Origin of the sequence: Trujillonella humicola, from assembly GCF_046233715.1 — a bacterium.
Taxonomy (GTDB): Bacteria; Actinomycetota; Actinomycetes; order Mycobacteriales; family Geodermatophilaceae; genus Trujillonella; species Trujillonella humicola.
Window position 1 is genome coordinate 1 of the sequence record NZ_JBJNRJ010000030.1, and the last position, 17,158, is coordinate 17,158.

Annotated in this window: 14 protein-coding genes, 1 tRNA gene and 1 pseudogene; 3 read left to right on the forward strand and 13 right to left on the reverse strand. The window is 75.2% G+C overall.

Annotated elements, in window-relative coordinates:
• On the reverse strand, positions 1-555 hold a 555-nt coding region (locus ACK586_RS15240; RefSeq protein ID WP_409331341.1), incomplete at its 3' end, for an amidohydrolase family protein.
• Between the two features lie 79 nt (positions 556-634).
• Entirely contained in the window at positions 635-1,504 is an 870-nt protein-coding gene (locus ACK586_RS15245; protein WP_409331342.1) for an LLM class F420-dependent oxidoreductase, read from the reverse strand.
• A 235-nt stretch (positions 1,505-1,739) separates the two neighbouring features.
• On the opposite strand from ACK586_RS15245, the gene ACK586_RS15250 reads away from it, so the two are divergent.
• Positions 1,740-2,279: an acyltransferase gene (locus ACK586_RS15250; protein WP_409331343.1), complete on the forward strand. Its 540-nt coding sequence runs from the start codon at positions 1,740-1,742 to the stop codon at positions 2,277-2,279.
• Between the two features lie 13 nt (positions 2,280-2,292).
• On the opposite strand, the gene ACK586_RS15255 is transcribed toward ACK586_RS15250, so the two are convergent.
• The 3 genes from ACK586_RS15255 to tmk all read right to left on the reverse strand — a co-directional run bounded on the left by ACK586_RS15255 (position 2,293) and on the right by tmk (position 4,272).
• Positions 2,293-2,368 (reverse strand) — tRNA-Thr (locus ACK586_RS15255).
• A gap of 63 nt (positions 2,369-2,431) precedes the next feature.
• On the reverse strand, positions 2,432-3,625 hold the full coding sequence (locus tag ACK586_RS15260; protein ID WP_409331344.1) for a DNA polymerase III subunit delta': 1,194 nt from the start codon (positions 3,623-3,625) through the stop codon (positions 2,432-2,434).
• The gene (gene tmk / locus ACK586_RS15265) at positions 3,622-4,272 is read right to left on the reverse strand and encodes a dTMP kinase (protein ID WP_409331387.1); all 651 of its coding nucleotides are present in this window, start codon (positions 4,270-4,272) and stop codon (positions 3,622-3,624) included. Before tmk ends, ACK586_RS15260 begins: the two co-directional genes overlap by 4 nt.
• 109 nt (positions 4,273-4,381) lie before the next feature.
• Between tmk and ACK586_RS15270 the strand changes: the two genes are divergently transcribed.
• Positions 4,382-5,185: a trans-aconitate 2-methyltransferase gene (locus ACK586_RS15270; RefSeq protein ID WP_409331345.1), complete on the forward strand. Its 804-nt coding sequence runs from the start codon at positions 4,382-4,384 to the stop codon at positions 5,183-5,185.
• Here ACK586_RS15270 and ACK586_RS15275 read toward each other — a convergent pair.
• From ACK586_RS15275 to ACK586_RS15295, 5 genes are all read right to left on the reverse strand, one after another.
• Positions 5,178-5,939, reverse strand: a complete 762-nt coding sequence (locus ACK586_RS15275) for a class I SAM-dependent methyltransferase (RefSeq protein WP_409331346.1) — start codon at positions 5,937-5,939, stop codon at positions 5,178-5,180. The genes ACK586_RS15270 and ACK586_RS15275 overlap by 8 nt on opposite strands.
• Positions 5,940-5,946: 7 nt before the next feature.
• On the reverse strand, positions 5,947-8,820 hold the full coding sequence (topA, locus tag ACK586_RS15280) for a type I DNA topoisomerase (protein WP_409331347.1): 2,874 nt from the start codon (positions 8,818-8,820) through the stop codon (positions 5,947-5,949).
• 188 nt (positions 8,821-9,008) lie between these two features.
• Entirely contained in the window at positions 9,009-10,547 is a 1,539-nt protein-coding gene (locus ACK586_RS15285) for an alpha/beta hydrolase (protein ID WP_409331348.1), read from the reverse strand.
• Entirely contained in the window at positions 10,544-10,861 is a 318-nt protein-coding gene (locus ACK586_RS15290) for a hypothetical protein (RefSeq protein ID WP_409331349.1), read from the reverse strand. Before ACK586_RS15290 ends, ACK586_RS15285 begins: the two co-directional genes overlap by 4 nt.
• Positions 10,862-11,030: 169 nt before the next feature.
• Positions 11,031-13,307, reverse strand: a complete 2,277-nt coding sequence (locus ACK586_RS15295) for a sodium-translocating pyrophosphatase (RefSeq protein ID WP_409331350.1) — start codon at positions 13,305-13,307, stop codon at positions 11,031-11,033.
• 219 nt (positions 13,308-13,526) lie between these two features.
• Here ACK586_RS15295 and ACK586_RS15300 point away from each other — a divergent pair, with 219 nt between their 5' ends.
• On the forward strand, positions 13,527-16,070 hold the full coding sequence (locus tag ACK586_RS15300; RefSeq protein ID WP_409331351.1) for a DEAD/DEAH box helicase: 2,544 nt from the start codon (positions 13,527-13,529) through the stop codon (positions 16,068-16,070).
• A gap of 54 nt (positions 16,071-16,124) precedes the next feature.
• On the opposite strand, the pseudogene ACK586_RS15305 reads toward ACK586_RS15300, so the two are convergent.
• From ACK586_RS15305 to ACK586_RS15315, 3 genes and pseudogenes are all read right to left on the reverse strand, one after another.
• Positions 16,125-16,469 (reverse strand): annotated as a pseudogene (locus ACK586_RS15305) (Rv3654c family TadE-like protein); the annotation flags it as partial.
• Positions 16,466-16,810 carry a TadE family type IV pilus minor pilin gene (locus ACK586_RS15310; protein ID WP_409331352.1) on the reverse strand — a complete coding sequence of 115 codons (345 nt, stop codon included), beginning with the start codon at positions 16,808-16,810 and terminating at the stop codon, positions 16,466-16,468. The gene ACK586_RS15310 and the pseudogene ACK586_RS15305, both read right to left, overlap by 4 nt.
• A gap of 50 nt (positions 16,811-16,860) precedes the next feature.
• The gene (locus ACK586_RS15315; protein ID WP_409331353.1) at positions 16,861-17,148 is read right to left on the reverse strand and encodes a DUF4244 domain-containing protein; all 288 of its coding nucleotides are present in this window, start codon (positions 17,146-17,148) and stop codon (positions 16,861-16,863) included.
• Positions 17,149-17,158 lie beyond the last annotated feature (10 nt).

Below are 17,158 nucleotides of genomic sequence, written 5' to 3' on the forward strand. Positions count from 1 at the left end.
GATGTGCGGCAGCTCGGGCATGGTGACGGCCTTGACGCCCTTGGCCGCGACCCGCTCGACCTCCTTGACCAGCTCGACGGGATCCCAGACGGGGAGGATGGCGCAGGGGATCATCCGGCCGGGGTAGGCGGTGCACCACTCGTCGATGTGCCAGTCGTTGTAGGCCTTGAGGAAGATCAGGGCAAGGTCCTTGTCCTTGGCCTCCTGGAAGTAGCGGGCGCTGAAGCCGGCGAAGGAGGGGAAGCACATCGAGGCCAGGATGCCGTTGCGGTTCATGTCCTTGATCCGCTCGTGGATGTCGTAGGCACCCGGGCGCATCTCGGCGAACGTGGCGGGGTTGAGGCCCCACTCCTCGTTGGGCCAGCCGACGACGGCGTTGAGCCCGACGGTGCCCATCGAGTTCCCCTGGAACCACCACTTCTCGTAGCCGTTCTCGTCGGGGATGGACTTCGGCGCCTCGTCCTTCCACTTGTCCGGGGTGTGGTTCTTGAACATGTCGGGCGGCTCGACGACGTGGTCGTCGATGCTGATCATGATCATGTCCTCGACGTTCATGACCGTTCCTCTCTCCTCTGCGACATCTCGGGCGTGCTGGTGCGTGCCTGACGTGCGGTGCCGGCTCCCGCGGCGGGGGTCACCAGGAGCTGATCTCCGGGACGACCTTCGAGCCGATGACCTCCAGCGGGGCCTCGGAGCCGAGGTCGGGCACCCACCCGTAGACGGTCGTGAAGCCGAGCTCGTGCAGGCGGCGGAGGTCCTCGAGGACGCCGTCGGCGCCACGCGGGCCCTCGACGTCGAACGTCCACAGGGCGGTCTTCTCGATCTCGCCGGGGTCGCGGCCGACCTCCGCGCACCGCTCCCGCAGCCGGGTGATCTTCTGCCCGGCGTCCTCCCCGCCCCAGACGTTCATCGCGTCGGCGTACCTCGCCACGAGCTTCAGCGTGCGCAGCTCACCGCCACCGCCGATCAGCAGCCGCGGACGCGGCTGCTGGACCGGGAGGGGCACGTTCAGCGTCTGCCCGAGCTGGTGGTGCTCGGTGACGATCGGGTCGTCGCTGCCGCTCCACATCTGCAGGCAGATGCGGACGGTCTCCTCCAGCCGGTGGTACCGCCCGTCGTGGGAGTCGTAGGGCAGCCCGAGGCCGGTCGCCTCCTGCTCGTTCCAGCCGGTGCCGATGCCCAGCCACGCCCGCCCACCGGAGAGCACGTCGAGCGTCGTCACCATCTTGGCCAGCAGACCGGGAGCGCGGTAGGTCGCCGCGGTGACCAGCGTCTGGAGCTCGATCCGCGAGGTCTGCCCGGCCAGGAAGGCCAGGGTCGTGTAGGCCTCCAGCATCGGCTCGTTCTCCTCGCCGATGAGGCTGATCTGCCACAGGTGGTCGGTGGTGCTCAGCCGGGCGAACCCGGCGTCCTCGGCCGCCCGGGCGATCCGCGCGAGCGCCGGTCCCATCTGCGCCGGCTCGCCGAGGTGCGAGTAGTCGTTCAGGTGGAGACCGAGTCTCATGCAGAGCTCCCCGGCACCCGGCGGAGCCCGCGGATGCTTTGACGTGTTGACATCGGTCACATCTTCACCCGCAGCGGCGGCCTTGGCAATCGTACGGCTTGCGATACCCTGCTGTGACCCACTTCACCCCACGACGACCTCCGGCGGACGGACGCAGGCTGCGGCCATCACCCGTGCGGGTCACGCGCTCGGCCGAGGTCGTGTTCCCGGCGTCACACGTCCCTACGGTCGCCGCATGGGAGTTCTGGCGGAGATCCGTGAAGGCGCTTTCCGGTCCGTGGTGAACGGGGTGCTGGCACACCCGCTGGTGCCCTTCAGCCAGCGGTGGCGGCTCCTGCGCGCGTGCGGCTTCCCGTTCGAACCCGCGCTGATCGGCTCCGGGGTGTGGTTCGGCGGCCGCGACGTCACCATCGGCCGCGGCAGCGGGGTGAACATGGGCGTCGTCTTCGACTCCATGGCCCCGATCACCCTCGGCGAGCAGGTCTACGTCGGCCACCAGGTGCTGATCCTCACGAGCACCCACGAGAAGGGGACGAACGGCCGGGCTGCCGGGAAGGCCGTCGGCAAGCCGGTCACCATCGAGGACGGCGCCTGGATCGGTGCCCGGTCGGTCATCCTGCCCGGCGTGACGATCGGAGCGGGCTGCACGGTGGCGGCCGGCTCGATCGTGCGGCGCAACTGCGTACCGGGCGGGCTCTACGCCGGCAACCCCGCGCGCCTGGTCCGCGGGCCGCAGCCCGATCGGAGCGCCACGGAGGACGTCACGGCCGCCTGACCGCGCGGTGGTGTGGAGCCGCCTGTCGGAATCGAACCGACGACCTTCTCATTACGAGTGAGATGCTCTACCGACTGAGCTAAGGCGGCGGACGTGCGCAGCCAGCCTACGGCACCGCCGCGGCGGGTCCGTGCACCGGTCGGGAGGTGCGGTCAGCCCCGCTCGGCGGGCAGTCGCAGCGCGACGGTGAGCGCCTCCACGGCGAACTGCGGCTTCACGTTCTGCTCCAGCGCGGTCCGGCAGGCCAGGACCGCGTCGATCCGCCGCAGGGCCCCCTCCGCGCCGATGCGGGCGGCCAGTTCCTCGGCGTCGGCCCGCCGGTCGGGGTGCGCCAGGGGCGGCGGCTCGTGCCCGGACCCGTGGACGGCGGCCAGGACCAGCGCGTCGCGGTAGAGCGCGGCGAGATCGACCAGCGCGCGGTCCAGCGAGTCGCGCCCGAGCCGGGTCGCGCGCGACTTCTGCCGCTTCTCCAGTTCCTTGAGCTGCCCGGCGCCCCGGCTGGCCGCGGCCACCCCGGGCCCGCGGGCGCCGACCCCGAGGCTGTTCTTCAGCGCCTCGGTCTCGGTGCCGTCCAGAGCGGCGGTGGCCTGGTCGGACTCCTCCTTGGCCGCGGCCACCAGGTCGTCGGCGGCGGTGAGGCACGCTGCGAGCGAGACCAGCGAGACCGGCACGTCGAGCACCGCCTTGCGGGCCAGCCGGGCGCCCTCGTCGCGGGCGAGGCGGCGGGCGCGGCCGACGTGGCCGCCCGAGGCCGCGGCGGCCCAGGCGGCCATCGCCGGATCGACGCCGTCCCGCGCGACCAGGACGTCGGCGATCGCCTCCACCCGCGGCGTGCGCAGGCCCACCACGCGGCAGCGGGACCGGATGGTGACCATGATGTCGTCCGGGTGCAGGCTCGGCGTGCAGAGCATGACGACGGTCCGCGGCGGCGGCTCCTCGAGCATCTTGAGGACGGCGTTGGCAGCGTGCTCGGTCATCCGGTCGGCGTCCTCGACCACGATGACCTGCCAACGCCCCTGGGACGGCGCCCGGCCGGCGAGGCGCACCAGCTCGCGGGCCTCCTTGGCGCCGATCGACAACCCGTCGGGGACGATCACCGAGACGTCGGCGTGCGTGCCCGCGAGCACCGTGCGGCAGGCGTGGCAGGTGCCGTCGCCCCCGGCCGGGCACTGGAGCGCGGCGGCGAAGGCGCGGGCCGCCACCGACCGTCCCGACCCGGGTGGCCCGGTGAACAGCCAGGCGTGGGTCATCGCCGCCGGATCCGCGATCGCGCCGCGCAGCACGGCCACGACGTCGTCCTGCCCGACCAGCCCCGACCAGACCCCCTCGGCCGTGGCGGCGCTCACCGGGTCACCGCCGGGGCGAGCAGCGCGCCGACCCGGTCGCGGATCCGCCCGGCGAGCTCCTCGGGCGAGCCGGTGGCGTCGAGCACGAGGTAGCGGTCCGGTTCGGCGGCGGCGAGCTCCAGGAAGGTCCGGCGCACCCGCTCGTGGAAGTCCAGGGACTCGGCCTCGATCCGGTCGGCGGCGGCGCGACCGCGGGCACGGGCCAGCCCCGTCGCCGGCGGCAGGTCCAGCAGCACCGTCAGGTCGGGCACCAGCGCCTGCGTCGCCCACCGGGAGATCCGGGCGACCTCGTCCCGCGGGATCGCGCGGCCGGCGCCCTGGTAGGCCAGCGAGCTGTCGACGAAGCGGTCCGTGACCACCACCTCGCCCGCCTCGAGGGCCGGCAGCAGCACCTCGGCGGTGTGCTGGGCCCGGTCGGCGGCGTACAGCAGCGCCTCGGCGCGGGGACCGAGTGCCAGGTCGGCGCGGTCGAGGAGCAGCTGCCGCACCACCGCTCCGGCCGGGGTGTCGCCGGGCTCGAACGTCGACCGCACCCGGTGACCGGCCGCGGCGAGCCACTCGACGAGCAGCCGCACCTGCGTGGACTTGCCCGCCCCCTCCCCGCCCTCGAAGGCGAGGAAGGTGCCGGGGCGGTCGGTGCTGGGGATGACGCTCTCCCGGTGTCGTGCGGGCGGGCCGCGGCCGGAGGACCGGTCGCGCGGGCGTCACGCTACCGGCCGGGGGTGACGGTCCCGAGGCGCTCGTAGGGTCGGCGCCGTGACCGTCGACCCCGTGGCCGGTGCCGCCTGGGACCCGGCGCGGTACCTGCGCTTCGGCGACGAGCGGGCACGCCCGTTCACCGACCTGCTGGCCCGGGTAGGGGCGGTGGACCCGCGGGTCGTGGTCGACCTGGGCTGCGGCGAGGGGGCGCTCACGGCGTCGCTCGGCCGGCGCTGGCCGGGCGCGCGCATCACCGGCATCGACTCCTCCGCCGAGATGCTGGCGGCCGCCGCCCGGCACGCCGTCCCCGGCCGGGTGGGGTTCGTGCCGGGCGACGCGCGGGAGTGGACGGCCGCCGAGCCGGTCGACGTCCTGGTCACCAACGCCGTCCTGCACTGGGTCCCGGGGCACGAGGAGCTGCTGACCCGCTGGGCGGGGCAGCTGGCCCCCGGCGGGTGGTTGGCCCTGCAGGTGCCCGGCAACGCCGGCGCGCCGACGCACCGGCTGCTGGCGGGGCTGTGCGCCGCGCCGCGGTGGCGCGGCCGGTTGGCCGCCGCCGCTCCCCCGCCGTCGCCGGTGCTCGACCCGGCCGGGTACCTGGCCCTGCTCGAGGACGCCGGCCTGCGCACCGAGGCATGGGAGACCACCTACCTGCACGTGCTCACCGGGGAGGACCCGGTGCTGCACTGGGTGCGCAGCACGGTGCTGCGGCCGGTCCTGGCCCTCCTCGACGACGCGGAGCGTGCCGAGCTGACCGCGACCTACGCCGCCGGCCTGCGGGAGGCCTACCCGCCGCGCCCGGACGGGACGACGGTCCTGCCCTTCCGCCGCGTGTTCGCCGTCGGGCAGCGGATCAGCTGAGCTCGAGCCGGTAGGCGTCGGTCCGGTACGGCAGCTGCAGGACCGCGTGCCCCCGCGTGCCGGGGTGGCCGGCGAGCAGGTCCGCGAGACCCCCGAGGAAGGCCTCCCGGTTCGCCGGATCCATGGTGGCGACGTAGCTGCGGGTACCGATCCCCGCGACCACCTCCCGGGGGGTGACCCGCTGCACCACCGACGACTCCACGTGCACCACCCGCGCCGGCAGGGCCCGGGCGAAGGCCTGCACGATCCCCTGGTCGGCCTCCTGCCCGCGGGCCTCGCGGGCGAGGGCCGCGCCCAGGGCGCGCACCCACGGGACCCGCTCGTCCCGGGTGTTCCACACGAAGCCGGCCACCCCGCCGGGGCGCAGCACCCGGCGCAGCTCCGGGGCGGCCTCCTCCGGCCGGAACCAGTGGGCGGCCTGGCCGGCGACCACGGCGTCGACGGAGGCGTCCCGGAGGGGGATCCGCTCGGCGTCCCCGACCACGGCCTGCACCTGCGGCAGGCGGGCGCGCAGCTGCGCCAGCATCGGCGCCGCGGGGTCGACGGCGACCACCTCGTGCCCGGCGGCGACCAGGACCTGGGTGAGCAGGCCGGTGCCTGCGCCGAGGTCGAGCACCCGACGCGGGCGGGGGCCGAGGAGGAAGGCCACGACACCCGGGGGGTATCCCGGGCGGAGCGCGGCGTAGTCGGCCGCGACCGACCCGAAGGACGTGCGCCGCGCCTGCCAGCCGGCCGGGTCCGGGGAGCCGGTCACGGCCCGTTCAGGCGAGCGGGACCGCGTCGGCCGAGGTCGCTGCCTTCTTCTTCGCCGGCGCCTTCTCGGCCGCCGTCGTCTTCTTCGCCGCGGTCTTCTTGGCCGTCGCCTTCTTGGCCGGCGCCTTCTTGGTCGCCTTCTTCTTCGTGGCGGCCGGGCGGGCGCGCCGGTCGGCGAGCAGCTCCGCGGCGCGCTCCAGGCTGATCGACTCGACGTCGTCGCCCTTGCGGAGGCTCGCGTTGGTCTCGCCGTCGGTGACGTAGGGGCCGAAGCGGCCCTCGCGCACCGTGATCGCCCCCTGGGTCACCGGGTCGGGGCCGAGCTCCTTGAGCGGGGCGGCGGCGGCCCGGCGCCCGCGCTGCTTGGGCTGGGCGAAGATGGCCAGCGCCTCCTCCAGCGTGGTGCTGAAGAGCTTGTCCTCCCCGTCGAGGGAGCGGGAGTCGCTGCCCTTCTTCAGGTAGGGACCGTAGCGGCCGTTGAGGGCCTGGATCTCCTCGCCGTCGGGGGCGGTGCCGACGGTGCGCGGCAGGGTGAGCAGCTGCAGCGCCTGCTCGAGGGTGACCGTCTCCGGGGACATCGAGGAGAACAGGCTCGCCGTCCGCGGCTGCTCCTTGCTGCCCTCCGGGACCACGGTGGTGACGTAGGGGCCGTACCGGCCGGCCTTGACCACGACGGGCAGGCCGCTGTCGGGATCGGTGCCCAGCTCACGGTCACCGGAGGGCGCCGCCAGCAGCTCGGCGACCTTCTCGCCGGTCAGCTCGTCGGGGGCGAGGTCCTCGGGGATGCTGACGCGCGCGCCGTCGTCCCCGGCCTGCAGGTAAGGGCCGTAGCGGCCCACCCGGACGACGACCGGCTCGCCGTCGGTCCCCGTCGCCCGCAGCGGGATGGAGTTGACACCGCGGGCGTCGATCTCCTCCAGCCGCTGGCCGATGACCCGCTTGAGCCCGCCGGCCTGCGCGATGGCGCCGGCGTGACCGCCCTCGCCGCCGAAGTAGAACTCGGTCAGCCAGGTGACCCGCTGCAGGGTGCCACCGGCGATCTCGTCGAGCTCCTCCTCCAGCGACGCGGTGAAGTCGTAGTCGACCAGCTGGGCGAAGTGCTGCTCGAGCAGGTTCACCACGGCGAACGCGACGAAGGAGGGCACCAGTGCCGAGCCCTTCTTCCAGACGTACCCGCGGTCCTGGATGGTCTGCATGATCGACGCGTAGGTCGACGGGCGGCCGATGCCGAGCTCCTCCAGCCGCGCCACCAGGCTCGGCTCGGTGTAGCGGGACGGCGGCGTCGTGGTGTGGCCCTTCGCGTCCAGCTGCCGGGTGTCCAGCTGCTGACCGCGCTCGACGCGCGGCAGCCGGCGCTCGGCGTCGTCGGCGCCCTGGTCGTCGTCGCCGGCGCTGCTGCCCTCGTCGCGGGACTCGACGTAGGCCCGCAGGAACCCGGGGAAGGTGATGGTGCGGCCGCTGGCGGTGAACTCCACGGCCTCGTCGGTGGCGCTGCGGCCGGCCAGCCGGATGCTCACCGTCTGCCCGACGGCGTCGGCCATCTGCGAGGCCACCGTGCGCTGCCAGATCAGCTCGTACAGCCGGAACTCGTCACGGGCGAGCTGACCGGCGAGCTGGCCCGGCGTCCGGAAGCTGTCACCGGCGGGGCGGATCGCCTCGTGCGCCTCCTGGGCGCCCTTGGACTTCTTGGCGTAGCGCCGCGCCTCGGCCGGGACGTACGCGTCGCCGTAGAGCTCCCGGGCCTGGCTGCGCGCGGCGTTGATCGCCTCGTTCGACAGGTTCGTCGAGTCGGTGCGCATGTAGGTGATGTGGCCGTTCTCGTACAGCCGCTGCGCCACCCGCATGACCTGGGCCGAGGACCAGCCGAGCTTGCGACCGGCCTCCATCTGCAGCGTGGAGGTGGTGAAGGGGGCGTACGGCCGCCGCCGGTAGGGCTTCTCGTCGACCCGGCCGACGGTGACCTGCCGGCCCTCCAGGCGGGCGGCGAGCCCGCGGGCGCCGGCCTCGTCGAGGTGCACGACGTCACCGGTCACCCGGCCGGTCGCGGGGTCGAAGTCGCGGCCGGTGGCCACCCGGCTGTCGTCGACGCTGACGAGCTTGGCGCGCAGGGTGGTCGGCTCCCCCTCGTCCGCGCCGGCCGCGGTGCCCGGGACGGCGAAGGTGCCCTCCAGGGACCAGTAGTCGGCGGCGTGGAAGGCCATCCGCTCGCGCTCCCGCTCGACCACGATGCGGGTGGCGACCGACTGCACGCGGCCGGCCGAGAGCTTGGGCAGCACCTTCTTCCACAGCACCGGGCTGACCTCGTAGCCGTAGAGGCGGTCGAGGATGCGCCGGGTCTCCTGCGCGTCGACCAGCGCGGTGTCCAGCTCCCGCGGGTTGGCGACGGCGCGGGCGATGGCCTCCGGGGTGATCTCGTGGAAGACCATCCGGCGCACGGGGACGCGCGGCTTGAGGGTGTCCACCAGGTGCCAGGCGATCGCCTCGCCCTCGCGGTCCTCATCGGTGGCGAGGTAGACCTCGCTGGCCTCCTTCACCAGCTGCTTGAGCCGGCTGACCTGCTGCTTGCGGTCGGGGCTGACCACGTAGAGCGGCTCGAAGGCGTTGTCGACGTCCACCCCGAGCCGGGCCCAGGAGGCACCCTTGTGCTCGGCCGGGACGTCGGCGGCGTTGCGCGGCAGGTCGCGGATGTGGCCCACGCTGGCCTCGACGACGTACCCGCCGCCCAGGTAACCGGCGATCTTGTTCGCCTTGGTCGGCGACTCCACGATGACCAGGGGCCGTCCGCCGGCCGCGGCGGTCCGGCGGCGGGCAGGCGTGCGCGTCCCGCCGGCCGTCTCGGTCGCGGTCTCGCTGCCGGTCTTCGCGGTCTTCGTGGGGGGCACGGTGCTCCTGTCGGTGCTGCTTCGGCTGTGGGCTCCGGCGCGGGGACGCCGGGGGACGCCGTCGTGCGCGTCCGCCCTCGGCGACCGCCACGGTAGGCCACGACCCCGGTGCGGGAGCGGGTGGCGACCGTGCGTGGGCGCGCCGACACCCGCTCCAATGGACGACGCCGGTCGGGTGTTCCCGGGCCTCACCCCTCGTGGGTGCCGGCCACCACCTCCCCGAGCGCGGCCAGGGTGGGCCGGTCGGCGTCGTAGTAGTCGCCGTGCGTCAGGTCCCACTCCGTCGGCAGCCCGATGGCGTCCAGGCCCGTGTCGGGGTCCCAGGTCTGCCCGCCGTGGGGCTCGAACCACGTGATGAGGTCCAGACCACCGGAGGCCTCGTAGAGCTCGGCCACCTCGAATCCCTCCCGGTCGTTGTCCACCCCCGGGCTGCCCATCAGCACGACGGCGTCGGCGGCCAGCTCGCCCGGCGCGTCGGCGGCGCGATCGGTGACCACGGTCCCGTAGCTGTGCGCCAGGACCGTCACGCGCGGCCGGTCCTGGGCACGGGCGGCCGCGATGCCGTCGAGCGTCCGGTCGAGCGACACCCCTCCGGTACGCGCCGCCGCCGTGTCGAAGCCGTCGCCGACCCCGGGTGGCGGCCGGTAGCCGAGCCAGGCGACCGTGGCGACGGCCAGCCCGGGCGCGGCGGCGGCCGCGGCGTCCGCGGCCGCGGAGGCATCGGCCGCCACGTCGTCCAGGTCGCCGATCGGGTCGTTGCCGACCCCGGGGACGACCACCGCGACGGCCTCGGCGGTGTCGAGGTCGCCGAGGGAGAGCGCGACCATCTCGTGCCGCGGCGCGAACTGGAGGAGCTGCACGGTCTCCCCGGCCTCCTCCCGCGCGCGGATCTCGGCGTCCGTCGCCAGCGCGACCGTCCACCCCTCCGGGCGGCCGGGATCCTCGAGGAGCCGGTCCAGGAGCAGCCGGTTGGCCCGGTCTCGCGCCCAGGCGGGGAGGCCGTCGAGCATCCCGACCAGCGCCGGCTCGGTGTCGATCCAGCCCAGCCGCTCCTCCTCGGACAGCTCCGCCCACCACGCGGCGACCTCCGGCGGGGCCAGCGGAGGGCGGCCGGCAGCGGCGGCCGCCGGTCCGATCAGGGCGCTCAGGTCGTCGAACGTGACCGGCGCGAGGCCGCCGAGGACCCCCACGCTCGCCAGGACCCCGGCCGCCTCGCCGGCGGAGCCCACGGCGACGTCCGCCCAGCCGAGCGCCGCGGCCGCCGCCTCCGCCGCCCGGGCGGCCGCGGCCGCCTGCTCCCCGATGACGGCGTACTGCCGGGCCAGGGCGGTCGCCGGGTCGATCCCGGCGTCGAGGGGCACGGGGGGCAGCGGGCCGAGGACACCCCGCTCGTCGAGCGCCACCGGGACCGCCGCCGCGGCCGCCAGGGCGTCACCGGCCCGCCCGGCGGCGACGGTGGCCGCGCCCACCATCCCGCGGGCCTCGGCCAGCGACCGTTCCAGGGCGGCGGTCACCTCGGTGACGACGGTGGACAGCCGCGCCAGGGCGGCGGCCGCCGCGCCCCCTGCGTCGCCGGACCAGCACTCGGTGCTCGCGAGCGTCCGCCCGACGTGCTCGGTGCGCGCCCGCCAGGACACCAGCCGCCCGGCGACGTCGTCGAGGGTGGTGACGGCGTTGGCGAGCAGCCTCGTGTCCCACGCCGCGACCGCCGAGAGCCCGGACCTCACGGGACCCGGATCCCGGCCGCGGCGTGCAGGTTGCGGTCGGCGAGCGTGGCCTCGTGCACGCGGTAGGAGTGCACGGCGTCGCGCAGCGTGTGCCCCACGGCACCGGCTCCCTGTGCCAGCAGGTCCACCAGCTGCGACCAGGTCGCGCCCAGCTGCCCGGCGCTCGCGCCGAGCTCGCCGTCGACCGCGGTCCCGAGCGTGTACGTCGCCGACCGGCACAGGTCGGACTCGCCGGCCAGCTCGGCGCCGAGCAGGACGAGTTCGTCGGCCAGCTGCTCGAGGGTGGAGAACTGGACGGCGATGCTGTCGGACACGAGCGACCTCCCGGCGGTGGAGCCGGTCTCCCACGGACCGGCGCCGCGGCACGTTAGGGAGGTCCCCCGACGAAGGGCCGCCGGCCGTCCACACCGGCCGGTCCCGTCCACAGCCACCGCCCCCCGGAGCCCGCCGCGGACGCGCCGCGGCAGGCTCCGGGGCGTGGTCTCACGGGGCGGTCGTGGTCAGCTCGTCGGTCGGCTCGCCGCCGGCGGAGGCCGGTCCCGCGCCGCCGACGACGATCGACCGGCGCTTGGAGACGACGACGGCGGTGACGATCACGGCCACGGCCGCCACCGCGATGAGGGCACGGACCACGTCGTTCTGCCCCTCGCCCAGCGACAGGCCCACCACGGCAGGGGCGATGAGCAGCGCCACCAGGTTCATCACCTTGATCAGCGGGTTGATGGCCGGGCCGGCGGTGTCCTTGAAGGGGTCGCCGACGGTGTCGCCGATGACCGTCGCGGCGTGCGCCTCGCTGCCCTTCCCGCCGTGCTCGCCGTCCTCCACCATCTTCTTGGCGTTGTCCCACGCGCCGCCGGAGTTCGCCAGGAACACCGCCATCAGGGTGCCCGTGGCGATGGCACCCACCAGGTAGGCCGCCAGCGGGCCGATGCCCAGGCCGAAGCCGACGGCGACCGGGGCCAGCACCGCGAGCAGGCCGGGGGTGGCCAGCTCCCGCAGCGAGTCCTTGGTGCAGATGTCGACGACGCGGCTGTAGTCCGGCCGCTCGCTGAAGTCCATGATCCCCGGGCGGGTCCGGAACTGCTCCCGCACCTCGAACACGACCCGGCCGGCGGCCCGGGAGACCGCGCTGATCGCCAGCCCGCTGAAGAGGAAGACGACCGAGGCCCCGACCAGGGCGCCCACGATGTTGTTCGGGTTCACCAGGCTGAAGGCGTCGCCGAGCGTGGCGCCGGCATCCTCCAGGGCGACGGCCACCTGGGCGTTGTAGGAGCCGAACAGCGCCGTGGCGGCGAGGACGGCGGTGGCGATCGCGATGCCCTTGGTGATGGCCTTCGTCGTGTTGCCGACGGCGTCGAGGTCGGTGAGCACGCGGGCACCGTCCTCGTCGATGTCGCCGGACATCTCGGCGATGCCCTGGGCGTTGTCGCTGACCGGGCCGAAGGTGTCCATCGAGACGATGACGCCGGCCGTGGTGAGCAGCCCGCACCCGGCGAGCGCCACGGCGTACAGCGCCGCGCCGCCGCCGATGAGGAAGGCGACGTAGACGCTGCCGCCGATCAGCAGCGCGGCGTAGACCGCGCTCTCCAGGCCCAGCGAGATGCCCGAGAGGATCACGGTGGCCGGACCGGTGAGCGAGCTGCGGCCGACGTCCTTGACCGGCTTGCGCGAGGTCTCGGTGAAGTAGCCGGTGAGCTGCTGGATCGCGGCGGCCAGCACGATGCCGACCAGGACCGAGAGGAACCCGAGGACCTGCGGGCTGACCGCGGTGTCCTCGAGGTCGGCCACGCTCGGCAGGACGGTGAAGGACGCCGCGGCCACCAGCACCAAGGAGACCACCGCCGAGGTGAAGAACCCGCGGGTGATCGGCGTCATCCCGCTGGAGTCGGACTGGCCGGGGTTGCTGGCGAGGACGCCGACCACGGAGGCGATGACGCCGATGGCGGCGACGACGAGCGGGAAGACCATGCCGTCGGCGCCGAGGAACACCTGGCCGAGGATCAGCGCGGCGACGAGCGTGACGGCATAGGACTCGAACAGGTCCGCCGCCATGCCGGCGCAGTCGCCCACGTTGTCCCCGACGTTGTCGGCGATCGTCGCGGCGTTGCGGGGGTCGTCCTCGGGGATGCCGGCCTCCACCTTGCCGACCAGGTCGGCACCGACGTCGGCGGCCTTGGTGAAGATGCCGCCGCCGACGCGCATGAACATCGCGAGCAGGGCCCCGCCGAAGCCGAAGCCCTCCAGGACCACCGGCGCGGTCTCGTCGAAGAACAGCAGGGCCAGCGCGGCGCCGAACAGGCCCAGACCGATGGTGATCATCCCGACGACGCCGCCGGTGCGGTAGGCGATGCGGAAGGCGGGCACGTAGCCGCCACCGCGTGCGGCCGCGGCCACCCGGACGTTGCCGCGGGTGGCCAGCGTCATCCCGATGAACCCGACGGCCGCCGAGAACAGCGCTCCTACAAGGAAGAACACCGCGCGCCCGGTCCTGGTCCCCCAGCCGCCCTCCGCGACCGGCAGCACGAGCAGCAGGACGAAGACGATCACGGCGAAGACGCCGAGCGTGCGGAACTGCCTGCGCAGGTAGGCCGCCGCGCCTTCCTGCACCGCCCGCGCGATGTCGCGCATGGTCGTCGTCCCCTGGTCGGCGGCGATGACCGCCCGGACCAGGAAGCCGGCGAAGGCGAGGGCGGCGAGGGAGATGGCGAGGACGACGAGCACCAGCGTGACGTCCCCGCCGGACAGAGCGGTCTCCGGCATGTGGTTCCTCCCAGCGGTCGGCGACTGCCGGGACGCACACGCCCCGGACGGCGGAGGTCACGTCCGGTCGGCGCTGCTCACCGGGGCGGACGCCGCGTGAGTGTAAGCGAGGTCACACCCGGTAGCGGTAGTCCCGACGAGCTCCATCTCCTCGGTTGGAGACGGAGCGGGACGAGGGGCAGGCCGTCGCCGCTTGCCGGCAGGTGTGACAGTGGTGGGGTGACGGCGCTCCACCCCGTCCGGTCGGCTCCCCCTCCCGGCCCGGGCACCGGTACCGGGGGGCCCGCCGGAACCGCCGGCGCGCTGCCCGGCGCCGATCTGCTCGACGACCTCCTCGACGGCACGCCGGAGGAGGAGCACCCGGTCACCCACGTCCACCGGCTCCCCGTGCGGGAGAGCCGGACCCTGCCCTGGCCGGCGTGGGTCGACCCGGCGCTGCGCCGCCGGCTGGAGGAGGCCGGCGTGCGGGCCCCCTACCGGCACCAGGTCGAGGCCGCCGAGCTCGCCCACGACGGGACCTCGGTGGTGGTGGCCACCGGCACCGCGTCGGGCAAGTCGCTGGCCTACCAGCTGCCCGCGCTGAGCCGGCTGGCCGAGGACGACCGCGCGTGCGTCCTCTACCTCGCGCCGACCAAGGCGCTGGCCCGCGACCAGCTCGCCTCCGTGGCCGCGCTGGCCGACCCGTCGGTGCGGCCGGCGGCCTACGACGGGGACACCCCCACCGAGGAGCGCGACTGGGTGCGCCGCCACTCGCGGTGGATCGTGACGAACCCGGACATGCTGCACCGCGGCGTGCTGCCGGCCCACCAGAAGTGGTCCTCGACGCTGCGCCGGATCGCCTACGTCGTCGTCGACGAGTGCCACGCCTACCGCGGGGTCTTCGGGTCGCACGTCGGCCACGTGCTGCGCCGGCTGCGGCGGATCTGCCGGCGGTACGGGTCCGAGCCGGTGTTCGTCCTCGCGTCGGCCACGGTGTCGGATCCCGCCGGGGCGGCCGGCCGGCTCGTCGGCGCTCCCGTCGTGGCGGTGACCGAGGACGGATCGCCCCGGCCCGGGGCCACCTTCGCGCTCTGGGAACCCCCGCTGACCGAGCGTCTGGGCGAGCACGGTGCCCCGCTGCGCCGGTCCGCGGCCCACGACACCGCCTCGCTGCTGGCCGACCTCGTCGAGCGGCAGGCGCGCACGCTGGCGTTCGTGCGGTCGCGACGCAGCGCCGAGTCGGTCGCCGACCAGGCGCGGCGGGTCCTCGTCGAGCGCGGCCGCGTCGACCTCGCTGCCCGCGTGGACTCCTATCGCGGCGGCTACCTGCCCGAGGAGCGCCGGGAGCTCGAGCGCGCCCTCTCCTCCGGTGAGCTGCTCGGGGTGGCCACCACCAACGCCCTCGAGCTGGGCATCGACATCACCGGGCTGGACGCCGTGGTGCTGGCCGGCTACCCCGGGACGCTGGCCTCGCTGTGGCAGCAGGCGGGCCGGGCGGGCCGGGCCCAGCGGGAGTCGCTGGTGGTCTTCGTGGCCCGCGACGACCCGCTGGACCACTACCTGGCCCACCATCCGCGGGCGGTGTTCGGCCGGCCGGTGGAGGCGACGGTCACCGATCCGACCAACCCCTACGTGCTGGGCCCCCAGCTGTGCTGCGCGGCGGCCGAGCTGCCGCTGGTCCCGGCCGACCTGCCCGAGTTCGGTGGCGTGGCGGCCGAGGCGCGGCTCGCCGAGCTGGTGGCCGACGGCCTGCTGCGGCGGCGCCCCGCCGGCTGGTACTGGGCCGGCCGGGGGCGGCCGGAGGTCGACATCCGCGGCGACGGTCTCGCGCCGGTGTCGATCGTCGAGGGCGCGACCGGCCGGCTGCTGGGCACCGTCGACGGCGGCTCCGCGCACTCCACCGTGCACACCGGAGCGCTCTACGTGCACCGCGGGGAGACCTATGTCGTGGACGAGTTCGATCTCGACGACGCCTGCGCGATCGTGCACGCCGACGCTCCCGAGTGGACGACCGTCGCCCGCGACGTCACCGACCTCTCCGTCGTGGACGTCGACCGCTCGCGTCGGCTGCGCACCGTCACCGTGCACACCGGCGTCGTCGACGTGGTGAACCAGGTGGTGGCCTACCAGCGGCGGCGGCTGGGGTCCGGGGAGGTCCTCGCCGAGTTCCCGCTGGACCTGCCGGCCCGTCAGCTGCGCACCCGGGCGGTGTGGCTGACCCTCGACGAGACCGCCGTCGCCCGTGCCGAGGTGGACCACACGACGTTGCCCGGCGCCCTCCACGCGGCCGAGCACGCGGCCATCGGCATCCTCCCGCTGCTGGCCACCTGCGACCGCTGGGACCTGGGTGGGCTCTCCACGGCCCTGCACCCCGACACCGGGTCGGCCACGGTCTTCGTCTACGACGGGCACCCGGGGGGCGCGGGCTTCGCCGAGCGCGGCTACACGGCGGTCCGCCGCTGGCTGCAGGCGACCCGCGCCACGATCGCCAGCTGCGAGTGCGAGAGCGGGTGCCCCTCGTGCGTGCAGTCGCCCAAGTGCGGCAACGGCAACGACCCGCTGGACAAGGCCGGGGCGGTGCGGGTGCTCGACGTCGTCCTCGACGAACTGGCGGCCGCGGACGAGCGGCTGGACCTCACCGCCCGCGCGGACCGGCACGACACCGGGCGGGAGGCCGCCGGCGAGGGGTGCGGACGCGGGCCCGGGGACGGCTACCTCGCGGACGGGGAGCCGGAGGACGCCGCCGTCCCGCCGCGCGCCGGCGAGGACGACCTCGTCTTCTGACACCCCCGCGCCCGCGACCGGCCCGGACGCCGCCGGGGCCACCGGGCCCGCGCGCGCCCGCGCGGAGGCCTGCCGCGTGCCCAGCGGGCCGAGCCGCACCGGGACCTCGACGGTCACCGACACGACGGCCCCGTCGACCGAGCAGCCGACCAGCGACGCCCCGTTGGCCCGCGCCACCTCCCCGGCCGCGGCGCATGGGTCGGCCGCCCCGGTGACCGCGCGACCTGCACCGGCCAGGGCGGCGAGGTCGGCGGCGGCGGTGGCGCGGTGCCGGGCGGTGACCGCCGTCCCGACGAGGACGGCGGCCAGCCCGACCGCGGCCAGCACGCCGCTGAGGGCGACGACCCACACCGTCGCCGAACCGCGTTCCCCGCGCAGCGCCGTCGCCCGCCGTCTCACGGCGCACCGCCCGGCACGACCCCGGGTTCCAGGTCCGCGACCGCCGTGGCGCTGACCTCCACGCGCAACGGCAGCGGGCCCAGCGCGGGTACCCGGGCGGTGACGGTCACCCGCACGCGGGCGCCCTCGACCTGCACGGACGTCGCAGCGCCCGGCGGAGCCGCTGCCGCGCTGACGGCCCGGACCGCGGCGATGTCGTCGCCGCGGGCGGCCGCACGGGCCCCCTCGCGGGCCGCGTCGACGCAGCGGAGGTGGGCGCCCACCACCGTGACCGCGGCGACCGCCCCGGCCAGGACCAGCAGCAGCACGGGCAGCACGACCGCCGTCTCGGCCGTGACCATGCCGGCCTCTCCGCGCCACGCCCGTCGCCCTCCTCCGCGGCTCCGCACGGTCAGCCCAGCGTGGCCAGCGCCGACGCGACCAGGTCGGTGAGCGCCGTGACGATCGACCCGCCGGTGACGACCTTGTAGAGCACCGCGGCGAAGGCGCAGGCGGCGATGGTCCCGACGGCGTACTCGGCGGTGCTCATCCCCGCCTCGGGTTCCGCCGCCAGCCGCGCCCACCGGCGGGCGAGCGGGCCCCCCGGCGGCGCCGGCTCCCCGTCCTCCTCCGGTGTCGCGCCGGTGGACGGTGCCGCGGGCCGTGCCCCCGGCTCGGCGTGCGGGGACTGTGCGCTCATGGGTCCTCCT

What these genes read in the sequence shown, in the direction of transcription:
- ACK586_RS15295 (WP_409331350.1), bottom strand. Translation starts at nt 13,307, where the DNA reads ATGCCGGAGACCGCTCTGTCCGGCGGGGACGTCACGCTGGTGCTCGTC.
- ACK586_RS15315 (WP_409331353.1), bottom strand. Translation starts at nt 17,148, where the DNA reads ATGAGCGCACAGTCCCCGCACGCCGAGCCGGGGGCACGGCCCGCGGCA.
- ACK586_RS15250 (WP_409331343.1), top strand. Translation starts at nt 1,740, where the DNA reads ATGGGAGTTCTGGCGGAGATCCGTGAAGGCGCTTTCCGGTCCGTGGTG.
- ACK586_RS15245 (WP_409331342.1), bottom strand. Translation starts at nt 1,504, where the DNA reads ATGAGACTCGGTCTCCACCTGAACGACTACTCGCACCTCGGCGAGCCG.
- ACK586_RS15310 (WP_409331352.1), bottom strand. Translation starts at nt 16,810, where the DNA reads ATGGTCACGGCCGAGACGGCGGTCGTGCTGCCCGTGCTGCTGCTGGTC.